Genomic DNA, 15,288 nt, shown 5'->3' with positions numbered 1-15,288 from the left:
TTCAAGCCGCACCTCAAATTATTTGTAAAATAAATATAGATAATATTTCCAATCCGTATGCAGGTATACCACCCGTTATAAAAAATTTTTACCAGTCACTACTCTCAATTTCTTCCCCAAACAAAAACCGGCCAGCCCTCCAGCTGCCCGGTTCCATCTCACTCTGTTTCATTCTTTAACTGCTTCTTCCGCAGCTGCTCCAGCACCACTTCGTCGATGAGCCGCTCTTCGCTCCAGCGGTCGTCGAAGTTTTCGCGCAGCGTGAAGGTTTTCAATGCATCTTTTACGGTATCGTTATAGCCATCGTGGTCGATGGAGTCCAGCAGGCCGAGGCGCACAAGGTGCCCTTTGACCTCTTCAAACAGCTCGCCTTCGATTTCAAGCTGCTCGTCCGTGCTTTCGCCGAAGATTTTGTGGAGCTCATAAAGGCGCAGCAACTCATCGATCGGCTCGGGGTGATCGTCGACGCGGAGGTCCACTTTTACGTCGTTATAACCGCCGTATCCTGCGCCTTCCTGAACCACATAGACCGCCGCAGATTGTTTGCCACGGCTGTCGCCGCCAGCGTGCTGGGCAGCGGCCAATGCTTTGATCAGCCGTTCAGCCAGCGGATCGGTCGATTGTTCGAATGATGCGCTCATGGCGGTTACGGTTTCCTCGCTGACGAGGATATTGCCCTGGCATGAGTAGTTTTTGCCTGTTTTATGGCCGGCCCAGTCGAAACATTCTTCTCCCGTAAATGCCGCGGCTTCACCCTGTGCGTTAATCACTGCAACTTGCCGCAGGTTGCGGCCCGGGTCATCCGTCACCAGTTTGGCGATGACTTCGTCCGGCGACAGCCCTTGTTTCAGAAGCTCCAGCCCCTCCGGACCATATTTTGTGTTGGCCCATGACTGCGTCGCCACTGCTCCCACATTCGCTTTTGCCCATGGCACTACGGCACCGACTGCCAGGAATTTCGATTGCACCGCCACTCCCACTTCACCGGTTTTCGGATCCGCTCCCACTATCGAGAATGTTGCCACCAATTTTTCCTTACTCACCTGTTTCTTCATATTCATCCCCCTTTTGTCCAGTTTACCTTAATTTCTAAAAAGTTTTAATTGAAAATTATAATTGTTGCCTGTACAAACAGAAACGGCTGCACCTGAATAGACAGGCACAGCCGCAGCAATCAAAGATTATTTTTTTCGGAAAGCTTCGTGTATGTTTTCTTTTCATTCCATTTATGGAGCTTTAGAATCGCAGGCAGCAGTAAAAACAGGACGGCCAAAGCACCAGCGATGATCAGCGGGAAATTTGACGGCTTTGATTCTGCCGATAAGCTGGCAATTCCTGTTGTCTGTGATTCAGTGACAGTGAATTTTTCTTCAGCAAGAAACTCTTTTCCATCCGTATTGCCTTTGACCATCAGAACATATTTACCTTCTTCCAGCAATACGCCTTTCAGATCCAGCGGAAAATCAATTTCGGAAACCGGTGCCATGGCAAATGGTTCCACAACGCCTGTAAGCAGGACTTCGCCATCTTTATCCATCACTGTATAAGTGCCCTGGATATTTTCAAGAACTGCCGCGTCTCCATTTTTCACATTGACCGTTAACCGGTTCCCGGATGCACTGAAGTCCACTTTATCCATAGAAAAGCCGGCAGCGGACTTTTGGGCAAGATTTACTTTGACAGCGACGAGCCGCTGCCCGGGCTGTTCAATTGTATAATTGCTGCCGCCGTTATTCAGTGATTCGATTGACAGGTTATCCGGTGTCCCTTCCGCTGTCAGCATGATGCCGCCGAGCAGGGTACCGCTTGCCGCTTCAGGAACAGTAAGATGGACATGAACAATTTCTGCACTGTTCGCCGCAACTGTCAACGTTTTTTGGACATCGATAAGCTCCTCCATACGGATTACGCTATCTTTATTCGCTTCCTCATCGGCGCTGTAAAGAATGCCGCCTTTATCGGCCGTGTGTGCGTTTACCGGCTGCACCTGCAGTCGAAGCGGTTCATCGCTGGTATTTGTTACACGAAAATCCAGTGATAAATTTTTGCCGGGTTCAGCATCCAGATTGAAATAGCCTTCCGAAAAGTTTTTCTGGCCTTCGGCAGCCAGCACATCAATCTTAAAATCATTGGCGGAATCTGCAGCATCCGCCGCCATTGGAATCATTAACATCATAGAAAATAAAATAAGAACACGCAAAACCATACTGTTCCCCCAGTAAATTATTCTTACAAAATAAAAAGCTGTGCCTCACTGACACAGCTGCCTTTTTATTGTTTATGTAAGTACAGCCCTACAAGATAAATGAGTATCCTCTGTGTCTTCATTTCATCTTCATTGCCTTTATCGCTTATATTACAATTATATTACAATGATTGTAACAATAAATCAAGACATTTATATGTTTTTGTCATCAGCACTCGAATTATCGGGTTAATTGTGGCGGGAAATATAACATCATTAATTGACAGAAAAATCTAATAATTCATGGTTAAGTGTCTTGACATGTGGTATACTTGAGTTAATCCAAATTGCAATTTCAACCTGCAAAAATACATATGAATCATCGCCCACAGCCTTCGTACATACGCTAATCGCTCATTAGTGTAAATAAAAAAAGGGGTGAAATTTGTGGGCACGAAAATCGGTAAAATTGCAGCTGTCGTGTTATTGGTGTTATTCAGTTTGTTTTCATTCAGCGACCAGTCTGATGCAGCCAGTTCGAAGTATGTAACAAAAGGAAATACGACCAGCAAGGTGGTGGCACTGACCTTCGATGACGGATCGGATGGGACGAACATCAATAAGATCCTGAATATCCTGTCAACGCATAAAGTTACAGCCACTTTTTTCCTTACTGGGTCGGGTGCGGAAAAACATCCGCAGGCGATTAAAAACATTGCAGCAAAAGGCCATCAGCTCGGCAACCATTCCTATTCCCATCCCGATTTTAAGACCCTCACTGCCGCACAGATGAAATCACAGCTTGACCGTACGGAAACCATAGTTAAAAATTTGACCGGCAAAACGACAAAACCTATTTTCAGAGCACCCTATGGTTCTGTAAATGCCAATGTATTGGCCGGCATCGGAGCAGCGGGATACGGCTATACCATCCACTGGAATATCGACACCATTGACTGGCGAGGCGATTCCGCAACCACCATCACCAACAAAGTGGTGAATAATATTGTGCCGGGCACCATCGTATTGATGCATACAGGCGCGGGCGCGTCGGGCACACCAGCCGCACTGCCGAACATCATCACCAAATTGAAAGCGAAAGGCTATACGTTCGTCACTGTATCACAATTGCTGAAATTGCCGGCATCACCTCCTGCAGCGGGAGGCACCACATACACGGTAAAAGCTGGCGACACGATGTATTCAATTGCCAAACGCTACAACACGACAGTCGCTAAACTTGCTGCCGCCAACAATATCGTCAATGTTAACCTGCTTCGCGTGGGCCAGGTATTGAAAATTCCGGGTACGACTGCAACACAGCCGCCTGCCACTTCCGTCAAATATACCGTTAAAGCCGGTGACACTTTATACAGTATCGCCTCCAGATATAAAACTACTGTAGCAAAAATTGCCGCCACCAATAAAATCACGAATGTCAATTTATTGCGTGTCGGCCAGGTATTGGTGATTCCGCGATAAGGCGAGTGGAGCCGGATTTGTTTCCGGCTCTTTTTTATGGTTGATTTTCTCATATTTTTTTAGGATGTGTAGGCTGGGGTGAGGGTCAGCCTTCGCACTATTAAATGAATCATTTTTTTCGACTTAAAAAATTTAAAAAGTTAAATATTTCAAAATTAAATTATTCAGTTGCGGAGTTTCTACTTTTAGTTGCGGTTGCGGCGGGATTAGTTGCGGTTAAATCTGATTTAGTTGCGGTTAGCTCCATTTTAGTTGCGGTTACCGAATCTCCTGCAACAGCTGCACATAGTTTAATCCATCACAAATTTATTCCATAAAAACAAGCCTCCGCAACAGCGAAGGCAATCAAAAACTACACATGGCGCATGCGCCGCCTGCTGTAGAAAACATAGATTAAAATGGGTATCAGAACAACAAACACAATCGCCAGCAACGGAATAAGAAAAATGGCTATCGGCACGAGCGTGGCGGTGGTGTCTTCCGCTGCAGCGACCGCCGGACTGAGAAAAGCGGTTTCACTCACTCCTTTAACAGCGGTTACTGCGGTATGCGATGCTGTCGCGACGCCGCCTCCTCCGATGATTGCGATGCTCCACTCCAGCAAGGAATTCATATCCCCGATGAACGATGCTGTCAGCAGGATACCGGCGATTGCTGCAAGCGGCGTGGCGAGCACTTTCATAAATGACCCAACCGCCGGAATATAATTGACGGCAATCTCAAACAAGGTGGCCGTTCCAAATGCGATCAATGCCGGCGTACTGCCGATCCAGCTGAAGCCTTCCGATAATGTGATCCAGTCTGCTCTTACAAATATGCCGGTTATGAGTAAAGGCGTAAATATACGGAATCCCACTGTCGCACTTAATGCCAGGCCAATGCATATTGCCAGTATCGTCTCCATAGTAGAATAATCCCCAATCATTTGTTTTCTTCAAGTTACATTAAACTTGAGTTTTCCTGATATTGTCCCTTTACCCCTAAAATCGAAAAAGCAAGCGCTGTCCGGAAAGTCCCGGCTTGCACCTGCTTTTTTCTTCCGCTTATGGATAGTCCGGATTAAAGTCTCCATAACTCCACTGCTTCCGGTTTTTTATTTTTATCAAGTACGCCTTTAATATCGAAAACGATGCTGTTTTGACTTTTCAGCAGAGCCAGAATCAATTTCCATCCCCCGTCACGTATTTCCTTATGGGGCATGGCAAGAATAACGGCGTCTGCAGGCGACAATTCTTCCCACGGCGTGAGTCGTATGCCGAATTGAAGCTCCGTCTGTTCCGCATCGGCCAAACTGTCGGCCACCTGAATCTTCAGGCCGAATTGCTGCAATTCCTCGATCATGTCAAAAACTCTCGATTTTTCGATGACCGCAGAATCTTCTCTGTTCGTTACGCCTAGCACCACGACTGCTGCCGACTGCAATGGCAGATTGAGCTGATTCATTTCCTTGATGATGGCATTGGCAATCGAATTGCCCACGCTCTCATTAACCCGAAGCGCAGCTATCAGGATTTCTGGATGATGTCCGACAGCCAGTGCCCTTTGAACGAGCTGATAGGAATTCTGCATTTTTCCATGGTTTCCACTTAAGCCGGGACTGAAATTCAAAAAATCTTTCGCAACAGCAGCAGTCTGCAAAACTTCCTGTGTATCCACATCCATCAATTTAAAAATTGCAGCAAGTTCGTTCATCAATGCATTATTTACAGTCTGCTGGATCACAGTGACAAATTCAGCTGCTTCCGCGATGCGAATCGATTCTGCTTTGAACACCTGCTCCCGGTAGACAGAAGTATAGATTTCCGCCAGATAGTCCAGCACCGGATCGTTTTGTCCCGCAATGATTTTGCGCTGCTTCGCGACAGAAGAAATGTCCGCTTCCTGTCTTTTTGTTTCAGGAGTAAAGCCCACAAAAAAATGTTTACCGGCTTCGAGTCCGGAATGGCGTTCCAGCACAGGGATGCATTTCTCTTCAGTGGCACCCGGATAAACGGCCGAAGCAATTACCACAACCGCTCCTTTTTTCATGTTTCTTCCGGCAACTTCGCAGGCTTTCAGCAGCAAAGACAAATCGGCGTGCCTGCTTGCGCTGATGGTCACAGGAACGGCGATGATCAGTAAGCCGGCCTCTGAAAATCTGCCCGGTTCCTGCACCACTTCAATTGTCGAACCATACGGCACTTTAAAAGGCGCATGGTCTACAGCAGGATCCCCGTTGAATTCCTCTTCCATGTCATATACAATGACCGGGTATTGCCTGGCGAAGTCATTGGCGATCGGCAAACCGGCAACACTCATGCCAATAACCCCTATCCGTAAATTTTCCCTCATCATGCTGGTGTGTTCCCTCCTCAAACCCATTGCCAGGACATTTTTTTGATTGCTTTTCTAAATGCTTTCAGTCTTTCATAAGCAGCGACTCTTTTAATTTCTTTTCAAAAAGTTCAAGCAGTTTATCGCGCAGTTCCGGCCGCTGCAGAGCAAATTCAATCGTTGTTTCGATATATCCGAATTTCTCGCCGACATCGTAACGCTGTCCGTCGAACTCATAAGCATATACCTGCTGTTCTTTATTCAGCTTCTGTATGGCGTCCGTCAATTGGATTTCTCCACCTGTGCCAACTTGATGTTCTCCCAGGTAATCAAAGATTTTCGGGTCCAGAATATAACGACCCATAATCGCGTAATTTGATGGTGCCGTTCCCGCTGGCGGTTTTTCGACAAAGCTGCTGACTTTCATCAGTTTGCCTACCCGTTCCAGTGGATCGATGATGCCGTAGCGGCTCGTCTCCTCTTCCGGAACCTGTTTTACTCCGATGATGCTTTTGCCGGTTTGTTCGTACTGTTCCATCAACTGGGCAAGGCAAGGTTCTTCATTTACGACAATGTCGTCTCCAAGCAATACAGCAAAAGGCTCATCTCCTATGAAGTTGCGCGCGGACCAGATGGCGTGCCCCAAACCCAGTGGCTGCTTTTGGCGAATATAATGAATTTCCACCTGAGAAGATTCAATGACGGAATCCAGCATATCAAGCTTCCCTTTTTTTCTGAGCGTATCTTCAAGTTCAAAGGCATGGTCGAAATGGTCCTCTATCGCCCGTTTCCCTTTACCGGTCACGATGATGATATCCTGGATTCCGGATGCGATCGCCTCTTCGACGATATACTGGATGGTCGGCTTATCGACGATCGGCAGCATCTCTTTCGGCAATGCCTTAGTAGCCGGCAGGAAACGGGTGCCAAGCCCTGCCGCCGGTATAATCGCTTTTCTGATCTTCATACTGAATTCCTCCTGAGAGTTGATTTTTCTTCCTGCGCTGCTGCGCCAGCTTTGCGGAATTTCTTTTTGAGTTCATTGGTGATGGCCGTAACATCATCTATTTTGGTGAACAGGATGACGGTAAAGTAGATGACTGCCCCTGCTGCTATCGCCAGCAGCAAGGCGATATTCTCGTGGATGAGGAGTGACAGCGCTTCGAAGATAAGTTTTGCGCCGATTCCCATGATGATGGATGCGAAACTGATCTTCGCGAATGACACCATCATCTCTTTCGCTCCCAGCGCACCGATCTTACGCCGCAAACTGAAGAACATCAGTGCTGTGGCAAATAGCGCCGAAATGGATGTGGCCAGTGCCAAACCGCCAATTCCCAGAAATCTGGAAAGAATGATGTTTAAAATGATGTTCAAAACGAGAGCGATGGATGCATTGATCATCGGCGTTTTTGTATCTTCCAGCGAATAGAAGGCCTTGACCAGCGTGGCCCGGATGCCCACGCCGATCATGCCGACTGAATAGAATAAAAGCGAAATCGAGGTCATGGCAATGGCGGCTTCCCCGAATGCTCCGCGGCCGAACATCAATACGACAATAGGCTTGGCAAAAATCATTGCCCCGACTGTGGCGGGTATAACAAACAGGCTGATGCCCGTGATTGCTTCGGATAACGCTTTTTTCATGCCGATGAAATTCCGGGAAACCGCCATTCTGGAAATGTTCGGATACATGACCGTGACAATCGAAAGGACAAATATCCCGGTTATGAATCCCTCTATCTTATAAGCGTAGTTCAACGCAGAAATTCCGCCTTCCGCTATTTGGGATGCCAGCGTGCGGTCGACGATTTTATTCACCTGGACAACGGAGGAGCCCAGGATTACCGGCAGCGAAAGGGTGATCATCCGTTTCAGATAATAATCTTTGAAATCCACTTTGAACTGATAATGATACCCCTTTTTATAAGCATAGACGATGATGATCAAAGCCTGTGCAATGACGGCGACCACACTGCCGATGATAAGAATGTTGATTCCGTAGGATGCGCTCGCTGCAATCGATGCGATGGTGATCAGCATCATCGGGATTACCGCGATCTGCACCACTTTATAGGCATCCTTAACCTGCAGGTTGGCTTCCAGGATATAGAGGATTCCGGTGAAGTAGACTGTGACAATGCTGATCCGTGTAAACAGGATCGCCATTTCGAGCGTCTCTCCTTCAAATCCTGAGGCAAAGAGGAAAATCAGCGGTTTGGTAAACAGGAATACGGCAACCACAATCCCTGTACAAAACAGCATGACGAAATTCAATACGTTGTTCGTGAACGCATTCGCCGCTTCTTTCCCTTCCTCATTTTCGACTTTATTGTAGAGCGGAATGTAGCCGATCGCGATGCCCGCTCCGATCAAAGCAAAAATAACGGCCGGAATCGTCAATGAAATGAGGTAGGCGTCGGTGATGTTGGAAGCACCGTAATAATAGGAAAAGACGATTTCCTTAATCATCCCGGTCAGCTTCACCACAATGGTTACCGCCATTAATGCAAGAATCGTTTTTTTCATGTTCTGTCACCTGCGCTCTCTGGCTTGCAATCGATCAGCTCCGCCTGGGCATTTCAGGCAGCACGGTCAAAGAAGTAACATAGTTCATAAGATTCCGGTATTCAAGATGGAGGAATTCAAGATAATCGGGAGCTGTTTCCATCCACCTTTTTAAGTACATATTCAAAAAGAATATATTTAAATACTCCTGCCTTCTGGCCGCATCAAATTTCAACCCGAAAAGTTCGAAAGCATGATAGTAATAATCATCGTATTCACCATTGGCGTAGCTTCTTATAAAACTGAAATTCTTGTTTGTCAGTGCTTCGTTCCACATGAAAGCGAAAAAATCATAGAAAAAGAACATTTCACCAGCCAATTCCCAATCAATAAAAAAGATGTTCTGCGGATCTTCTTTATCGATCAGAATATTCGACGACCAGAGATCTCCATGAATAGGGAGAACCGCAAAAGGTTTCTCCAACAGTTCAGGGCTTATTCCAGCCAGAATTTCTTCGATAAACTCATCTTTTTCGGGCAGGGACTTTAAAATCCCGGCTGGAGCCATCCAATTCATTTCCCCCGACTTTATGGCTTCTTTGAAATATTCCAGATACCTCCGAAAAATTTCATTTGCCACAAAATTGAAGTCATATTCACTCCAGTGCATGTTGCTCTTATAGTCTATATAGCGTTCAATGATGATCCGCTGTTTCTCATCTGCGTCGATAATGGGAGGTATCGGAAAATAATGGCTGAATTGATTGTAAGTACGGAGTTTCCCTTTCAAAGCGTGTTTGCTGTTGTAGAAAATCAATACTTCCTTATTTTCAAAATCAAAGATTTTTACTTCCTTGCCATTTCCTCCCGGCAGATAAACTGTGCCTCTATAGCCGTCAATCGCCTTTTCGCTGATCACCAGCTTTTTATTGAAATAAAACCGGAGTATTTTGGTGACGACTGTCTTGGTAAAAAAACGGTCTTTGAAGAAATTCACGACCGGCAGCCCCTGGCTGAACAAGTCGACCGATTTTCTCATGACATTCTGATCGTCCAGGTGTATATAAGTGAGGCTTTCATCAAAACTGTATTTTCCCGGATACAGGAATTTTTTGCTTTCATAGAATTTGTCCACTATTTTCTTTTTGTTTTTGTAGTATTCCTTCAATCTTTTCACCATCTTCCACCTCCATTTCTCAACTGGACAGTATTTAAACCAGCAATTGCATCCTGACTTTCAAATACAGCAGCATCAATTTAATGCTCCGGAGGCCATTCGACAGGTTGAATATCCGAATGAAATCATCATAAGTCTTTAGGATGCTCTTCAATTCTTTTTTATCAATCAACCTGATATTCCGGTCCACTCGGTACAGAATCGCCCCTGCAATCCTGTAGGAATCAATGGCTGACAGGGCTCTGCTCCGTCTCTCACTTTCCTTTACACGCGTGCAGATATAATCCTTGACCGCCTCCATCCATTCAAGATCCTTCTTGATTTTATCCATGGAATTCTCGCTCAGGCTGTCCGGCTGCCCAATATGGTAGCTAGTCAAATAATCGCGGACTGCCAGCACTTCCATTTCGTGGACCAGCACTTTCGAAAAGAAAATCAGATCTTCTCCCCAGCTCACTCCGGCAGAAAAACGGATTCCATGCCGATCCAGGAAATCTTTGCGGATCAGCCAGGAATTTGTGTTCGGGTTGCAGCTGTTAAGCAGGTACCGCTCGAGAATATCTCCTTCAGCAAAATTGAAACGCGCTTTTTGGCTGCTCCTTTCCGTTGTGAAATAATGGGCACAGTAACAGACATTTGTCTCACCCGCTTTCCACACCATTTTCGAAAGAAATTCAGGTTGCCAGACATCGTCCGCATCCAAAAAAGAAATGAATTCCCCTCTCGCCAGATCGATGCCGTTATTGCGGGTGATGGAAACTCCCTGGTTGCGCTGCTTGAAATAGACAATCCTCGGATCTTTGCGTTTGAATTCCAAAGCAATCTCGTGGCTGCTGTCAGTCGATCCGTCATTGATCATGATCAGCTCGAAATCCTTGTATGTCTGTCCAAGGACAGATTCAATGCTGTGACGGAGTCTCTCGGCTTTATTGTAAATCGGCATTATCACTGACACTTTCGGCACATTCCCCACACCTTTCGCAGTCTATTTAATACCTGATCTGGAAAATCGTTTTATATGGAACATAGGTGGCAGAACCGACGTAGACGATATAAAGGAAAATAACGATACTGAAAATGGAGAATCCCACTTTCAGGAGAGCGCGATTGCTGTCGAGTTTGAACAGGGACATGATTTTCGGAATGAGCAGGAGCGAGAAGAAAGTGCCGTAAAGAGACAGGCGGTGGCCCATCGTCCCCTGCGTAAAGAACATGAGATAAATGCCCAGTCCGACGAAATAGAAATTGAAGTACATATTGGCGATGCGATCATTTTCCAATATCCTGTCCCGCAGAAAAAGGGCGACGATGCCGATCAGCACCAGGACATAAACGGCCTTGGTCCCTTCCTGTGCTGATGTCGCTTCGGTATAGGTCGCATACTTCGGCAGGTATCTGACGACCAGCAAGTTGATTATCCCGCTTACAAATGGCAAAGAAACCAAAACGATGACGAGCTTCATGATATCCAGCCTGACATTCCGGATAAAATAGAAGGCAATCGCGATAAACGCCGAGGCATGGAACATACCGGCAAGCCCCACTGCCAGCACATACCGCAGCAGCTGTCCCCGTTCGATGAATTTAAACGCGTAAAATGTAATGGCCAGAGCCGTAAAAAGACGGATGACGCTCAGGGAATTCAGGAAAAAGAGCGGGAAACAGACAAAGAAAATGATGCTGACCCAGTAATCCTTGCTGTATCTTCTGACAGTCAACGCCACCAGAACGATGGTTATCAATGAATTGAGGAAGAAATACAAATTGGTCATATCCATATCCCGGGCAAGTTCGATCAGGAAGATCGTCGCCAGTTCCCCATTGCTGACTATATTCGTCACCAGGTTATAGCGGACCGTTGCGTAATAAGCCTTATAATCCCAGCCGACATTATAGCGCAGGGAGGAAAACAGGAAAATCACTGTCCAGGCAAGCAGGATGGTAACGGTGTACTTGCCGCTTGAGGCATGCGGCAGTTTTTCTTCGCCCAGCCCATCTGCTGCAGCCGGTTCCGCAAATCTGCTGTCCGCTGCCTGCAGATTTCCCTGATATGGCATTTTCCATGTAGCCACCAATTCAAAAAGCAATAATCCGAAAAGAACACTTAAAAATGCAATGTATACGATCATGGGCAGCCCTGCCGTTTCTTCTGGAAGTTTTTTTAGAAGCCAAGGAATTTATTGACGCTGTCCCGGAACACCAGATTGTCTTCAACCACTTTCTGAAAAAAGTCTTTTCGTTTCGCTTTATAGTCCTCAAAATTGAACTCCGCGAAATAACGGCTGATTTTTCTTTCAAAATCCGAAAACGAATCGACCACCAGACCAAGACCGTACTGGCGGGTCAGATCCGCTAGATAGGAGTCTTCCGCGACAATCACCGGTTTGCCGTGCAAAGCGGCGTTGTACAGCCGGTTCGGCAATAATGTCCGGCAATTGATATTTTCGCTGTAGCGGAGTGCGTGGATCAGATCGGAATCATGGTACAGGGCATTTTCCTGCTCTTTTGTGTAACGGCCTGTCAATTCCACATTGCTGACCCCGTTGCGGACAATGTATTCTTCAATGTCCTTATTGGCCAGGCCTTCTCCGTGAAAGACCAGGTCGACTTTTCCGCAGTCTTTGAGGGAATCAATAAAATCGATATTCACTTTGTAATCGGACAAAGCGCCTATAAATGCGATTTTCACCTTATCTTTCTGAAGAAAAGCGGTTTGGCATTCCTTCAGTTCGTCAATGCTGTCAATCGTCGTATTATGGCTTACCAGGTAATTTCCGCTGTCCGGCAGCCATTTCCGGAAACCGGGTGATGAAATGACCGTGTATGCCGAACCCTCCACCACTTTCCTGATATCAAAAGCTTTCAGAATCCGGTTATAGTCCCGGATATCCAGAATGTAATCACCTTTTTTATATTTCAGGAGATAGCGCTTCAGGAAATATGCAAGCTGGATGCTGAAAACGATGATTTTGTCATAATTATTCTTTTTCAGAATCCGGAGAACAAAATTTCGGTATTTGAAGTAATCGATATACCCCCTTTGCAGGTCGGCCTTATTGTCCCTGAATTTCAGCGGATGGTCCGGTTCCTCAGTACCATTACGGTCCCAATTGATCACATCGTAATCGATGCCGCTGTCGTCAAGCACTTTTGTGTAATTGCCGACGTACGGCATGAAAAGCATATTCGATGGGCATACCAGCGCAATCTTCATCGACGGCCCTCCTCTCTTTCTTGTTAATGCATCGTTTTTTCCAGCAGGACTCCAGCAGGGGCATTTTGGCCCTTCGCCAGTTTTTTACGGGCTGCATCCAGTACTTCGTTCATTTCATCCGGCATGACAGTTTCCAGGTAATGGGCGGCCTGCCGGGCACTGTCACTGGAATGGATGATGTTTTTGAAAAATTTCTCCCGCATGTCTTTTTTGACATCTGCGATTCGCCGGTTATCAAGAAGCGGATATTTGTTTTTCAGCTCAATAGATGGTTCAATGGGATCCAAATCGATTGCCGCAACAAATGTCGCCGGTAAGCCGCCGGAAAGCACACTCGATTTCTCACCCCAATTGCCGCCGCGCAATTGCTGGGCTGCATGCTGTTTTTCATACCCGTTCAATTTCTTGCTTCTGATAAGCTGAAAACCATGTTTTTCAAGTTCCTCTTTCACCTTCTGTTCATCAGCCGGTGAAGCTGCCGCTTCGCGGATGATGAACACCGCGAGCCCTGGCACTTCCGGCATGTCTTTCAAGATGTCATTGGCCAGTTTCGCACACCATTCATTGTCCTGCCCAAGCTTTTCGAGCATATCCAGTGTCGGCTTCCATCCTTTTTCTTCCAGCAATGCATCCAACGCCTTCATATTGATGTCGACCGCCACTCCCTGTTTCTTGGCCATTTCCGCCAGAACCGTCTGAAAGTCGTGGCCTGGATCGCTCACTTTCGGCGCCTGGATGCCATCTTCCGACAAGCCTGATTCGTAGCCTTTATGGTAAAGCGCATGAAAGACGAGACTGTAAAAATAGTCATTTTCAGACGGCACTTTTGCTCCTGACTCGTGCTCTGCCGATCTTTCCAGCAGCTGCTGCGCAACCACCGGCGGATAGTATGCAATTTCTTTAAAGGAGTAACTCGGCAATCCGCTGACACTGTAGACATCGCAGGGGATGCCACCTTTTCTTGGCGACCAGGTCAAGATACTGTCCAGAATGGCCGCGTCATCGTCGTGGACGAGAAGGTCGATATCCCCTCCGTATTCGACATGGGGCAGATCTTCGAACCACCGCAGAATGACGTAGCGGCAGCCTTTCCTGTTTAATTGTTCGATGAATTGTGCAACGGTCATATTTCGCGGCAGCCTGCGGAAATTACGGTCGTTGTGGACAATCTGTTTCATCTTGACCAGAAACGTCCACAGTTTTTTTCCATAATCCGAATTCTGCGCGAACCTCCGGAGCAGCTCTTTTAATCTATACACGCCAGCGCCCTCCCTTTTTCGTTCCTTTTCTGCCACACCGTACGATTTACATAATCTGTATAAGAAAGAATGATGCGCAGTACTTTGTCCGATACATTGGGCATGCTGTAATCCGCCACTTGCCGCATTGTCGCACTGCCTTGTGTCTCCAACACGGTCATGCCCTGAAGCACCCGCTCTTTCTGAAGGCCCACCAGCATGACACTGCCTTCCTCCATCGCTTCCGGACGTTCATGCGCCTGCCGGATATTGAGCGCCCGCAGTCCCAGTATCGACGATTCTTCGCTGATCGTGCCGCTGTCGCTCAGCACGGCCTTCGCATGCATTTGAAGACTGATGTAATCAATGAAGCCAAGCGGTTTTGCCGTCTGTATCAGCTGATGAAATTCCGTCCCTTCCGCTTCAATCATTTTGCGTGTCCGTGGATGGGTGCTGACAATGATGGGAAGACCATATTTTTCTGCCACCGCATTCAGGGTTTCCACGAGATCCGCGAAATTTTCAGGAGCATTGATGTTTTCTTCCCGGTGAGCAGAAACGACGAAATAACGGCCTTTTTCGAGTTTCAGCCTCTCGTGGATATCTGATTCGCTGATTTCCTTTTTTCTGGATTCGAGCACTTCGAACATCGGGCTCCCGGTCTTGATGATACGATCTGCCGGCAATCCTTCCCGCAGGAGATATTCTCTGGCGATGTCACTGTAGGTCAAGTTGATGTCCGCCACATGGTCGACGATTTTCCGGTTCGTTTCTTCCGGAACCCGCTGGTCGAAACAGCGGTTGCCCGCTTCCATATGAAAAATCGGGATCTTCTTCTTTTTGGCGGCAATTGCACACAGACAGCTGTTGGTATCACCAAGCACCAGAAATGCATCCGGTTTTTCCATTTCAAGCACCGGATCGATCTTGACCAGGATATTGCCGATGGTTTCAATCGCCGTTCCGTTTGCTGCATCCAGAAAATAATCCGGTTTCCGCAAATTGAAATCTTTGAAAAACACTTCATTCAATTCGTAATCGTAATTTTGCCCGGTGTGAACTAGAATATGATGGATGGCTTCCGACGATTCGAGTTTATTGATGACCGCTGAAAGCCTGATGATTTCCGGCCTGGTGCCCACCACTGTCATGACCTTCAATTTTTCCATAG

At 46.8% G+C, this 15,288-nt stretch carries 13 protein-coding genes; 1 reads left to right on the top strand and 12 read right to left on the bottom strand.

The window, feature by feature from the left end; genetic code table 11:
- Positions 1–158: 158 nt before the first annotated feature.
- Both KW93_RS12410 and KW93_RS12405 read right to left on the bottom strand, forming a co-directional pair.
- Positions 159–1,055 (bottom strand): DUF1028 domain-containing protein, encoded by an 897-nt coding sequence (locus tag KW93_RS12410; protein ID WP_033543337.1) that lies wholly within the window; start codon positions 1,053–1,055, stop codon positions 159–161.
- 119 nt (positions 1,056–1,174) lie between these two features.
- Positions 1,175–2,206 carry a WxL protein peptidoglycan domain-containing protein gene (locus KW93_RS12405; RefSeq protein WP_033543336.1) on the bottom strand — a complete coding sequence of 344 codons (1,032 nt, stop codon included), beginning with the start codon at positions 2,204–2,206 and terminating at the stop codon, positions 1,175–1,177.
- A 426-nt stretch (positions 2,207–2,632) separates the two neighbouring features.
- Between KW93_RS12405 and KW93_RS12400 the strand changes: the two genes are divergently transcribed.
- Positions 2,633–3,667 carry a polysaccharide deacetylase family protein gene (locus KW93_RS12400; protein ID WP_033543335.1) on the top strand — a complete coding sequence of 345 codons (1,035 nt, stop codon included), beginning with the start codon at positions 2,633–2,635 and terminating at the stop codon, positions 3,665–3,667.
- 352 nt (positions 3,668–4,019) lie between these two features.
- Here KW93_RS12400 and KW93_RS12395 read toward each other — a convergent pair whose 3' ends face one another.
- The 10 genes from KW93_RS12395 to wecB all read right to left on the bottom strand — a co-directional run bounded on the left by KW93_RS12395 (position 4,020) and on the right by wecB (position 15,286).
- Positions 4,020–4,571, bottom strand: a complete 552-nt coding sequence (locus tag KW93_RS12395) for a DUF4126 domain-containing protein (protein ID WP_033543334.1) — start codon at positions 4,569–4,571, stop codon at positions 4,020–4,022.
- A 155-nt stretch (positions 4,572–4,726) separates the two neighbouring features.
- Positions 4,727–5,998 (bottom strand): nucleotide sugar dehydrogenase, encoded by a 1,272-nt coding sequence (locus KW93_RS12390; protein WP_033543344.1) that lies wholly within the window; start codon positions 5,996–5,998, stop codon positions 4,727–4,729.
- 67 nt (positions 5,999–6,065) lie between these two features.
- Positions 6,066–6,947, bottom strand: a complete 882-nt coding sequence (galU, locus tag KW93_RS12385) for a UTP--glucose-1-phosphate uridylyltransferase GalU (protein ID WP_033543333.1) — start codon at positions 6,945–6,947, stop codon at positions 6,066–6,068.
- A complete protein-coding gene (gene murJ, locus KW93_RS12380; RefSeq protein ID WP_052131611.1) occupies positions 6,944–8,509 on the bottom strand; it encodes a murein biosynthesis integral membrane protein MurJ in 1,566 nt (521 codons plus the stop codon). Before murJ ends, galU begins: the two co-directional genes overlap by 4 nt.
- Positions 8,510–8,543: 34 nt before the next feature.
- Positions 8,544–9,668: a phosphotransferase gene (locus tag KW93_RS12375; protein ID WP_033543332.1), complete on the bottom strand. Its 1,125-nt coding sequence runs from the start codon at positions 9,666–9,668 to the stop codon at positions 8,544–8,546.
- A 31-nt stretch (positions 9,669–9,699) separates the two neighbouring features.
- Complete coding sequence (locus KW93_RS12370; RefSeq protein WP_033543331.1) at positions 9,700–10,629, bottom strand: glycosyltransferase family 2 protein; 930 nt, start codon at positions 10,627–10,629, stop codon at positions 9,700–9,702.
- A 25-nt stretch (positions 10,630–10,654) separates the two neighbouring features.
- The gene (locus tag KW93_RS12365; RefSeq protein ID WP_033543330.1) at positions 10,655–11,794 is read right to left on the bottom strand and encodes an EpsG family protein; all 1,140 of its coding nucleotides are present in this window, start codon (positions 11,792–11,794) and stop codon (positions 10,655–10,657) included.
- 32 nt (positions 11,795–11,826) lie between these two features.
- Positions 11,827–12,879 (bottom strand): hypothetical protein, encoded by a 1,053-nt coding sequence (locus KW93_RS12360; RefSeq protein ID WP_033543329.1) that lies wholly within the window; start codon positions 12,877–12,879, stop codon positions 11,827–11,829.
- Between the two features lie 23 nt (positions 12,880–12,902).
- Positions 12,903–14,138, bottom strand: a complete 1,236-nt coding sequence (locus KW93_RS12355; RefSeq protein WP_033543328.1) for a hypothetical protein — start codon at positions 14,136–14,138, stop codon at positions 12,903–12,905.
- Positions 14,126–15,286 (bottom strand): non-hydrolyzing UDP-N-acetylglucosamine 2-epimerase, encoded by a 1,161-nt coding sequence (wecB, locus tag KW93_RS12350; protein ID WP_052131610.1) that lies wholly within the window; start codon positions 15,284–15,286, stop codon positions 14,126–14,128. Before wecB ends, KW93_RS12355 begins: the two co-directional genes overlap by 13 nt.
- Positions 15,287–15,288: the final 2 nt, after the last annotated feature.

The sequence above is a fragment of the Planococcus sp. CAU13 genome (assembly GCF_000775575.1).
Taxonomy (GTDB): Bacteria; Bacillota; Bacilli; order Bacillales_A; family Planococcaceae; genus Planococcus.
The sequence above is the reverse complement of the archived record's forward strand: the minus strand, read 5'-3'. Positions and strand labels throughout refer to the sequence as shown.

What these genes read in the sequence shown, in the direction of transcription:
- KW93_RS12390 (WP_033543344.1), bottom strand. Translation starts at nt 5,998, where the DNA reads ATGAGGGAAAATTTACGGATAGGGGTTATTGGCATGAGTGTTGCCGGT.
- galU (WP_033543333.1), bottom strand. Translation starts at nt 6,947, where the DNA reads ATGAAGATCAGAAAAGCGATTATACCGGCGGCAGGGCTTGGCACCCGT.
- KW93_RS12360 (WP_033543329.1), bottom strand. Translation starts at nt 12,879, where the DNA reads ATGAAGATTGCGCTGGTATGCCCATCGAATATGCTTTTCATGCCGTAC.
- wecB (WP_052131610.1), bottom strand. Translation starts at nt 15,286, where the DNA reads ATGGAAAAATTGAAGGTCATGACAGTGGTGGGCACCAGGCCGGAAATC.
- KW93_RS12395 (WP_033543334.1), bottom strand. Translation starts at nt 4,571, where the DNA reads ATGGAGACGATACTGGCAATATGCATTGGCCTGGCATTAAGTGCGACA.
- KW93_RS12405 (WP_033543336.1), bottom strand. Translation starts at nt 2,206, where the DNA reads ATGGTTTTGCGTGTTCTTATTTTATTTTCTATGATGTTAATGATTCCA.
- murJ (WP_052131611.1), bottom strand. Translation starts at nt 8,509, where the DNA reads ATGAAAAAAACGATTCTTGCATTAATGGCGGTAACCATTGTGGTGAAG.
- KW93_RS12375 (WP_033543332.1), bottom strand. Translation starts at nt 9,668, where the DNA reads ATGGTGAAAAGATTGAAGGAATACTACAAAAACAAAAAGAAAATAGTG.
- KW93_RS12410 (WP_033543337.1), bottom strand. Translation starts at nt 1,055, where the DNA reads ATGAAGAAACAGGTGAGTAAGGAAAAATTGGTGGCAACATTCTCGATA.
- KW93_RS12365 (WP_033543330.1), bottom strand. Translation starts at nt 11,794, where the DNA reads ATGATCGTATACATTGCATTTTTAAGTGTTCTTTTCGGATTATTGCTT.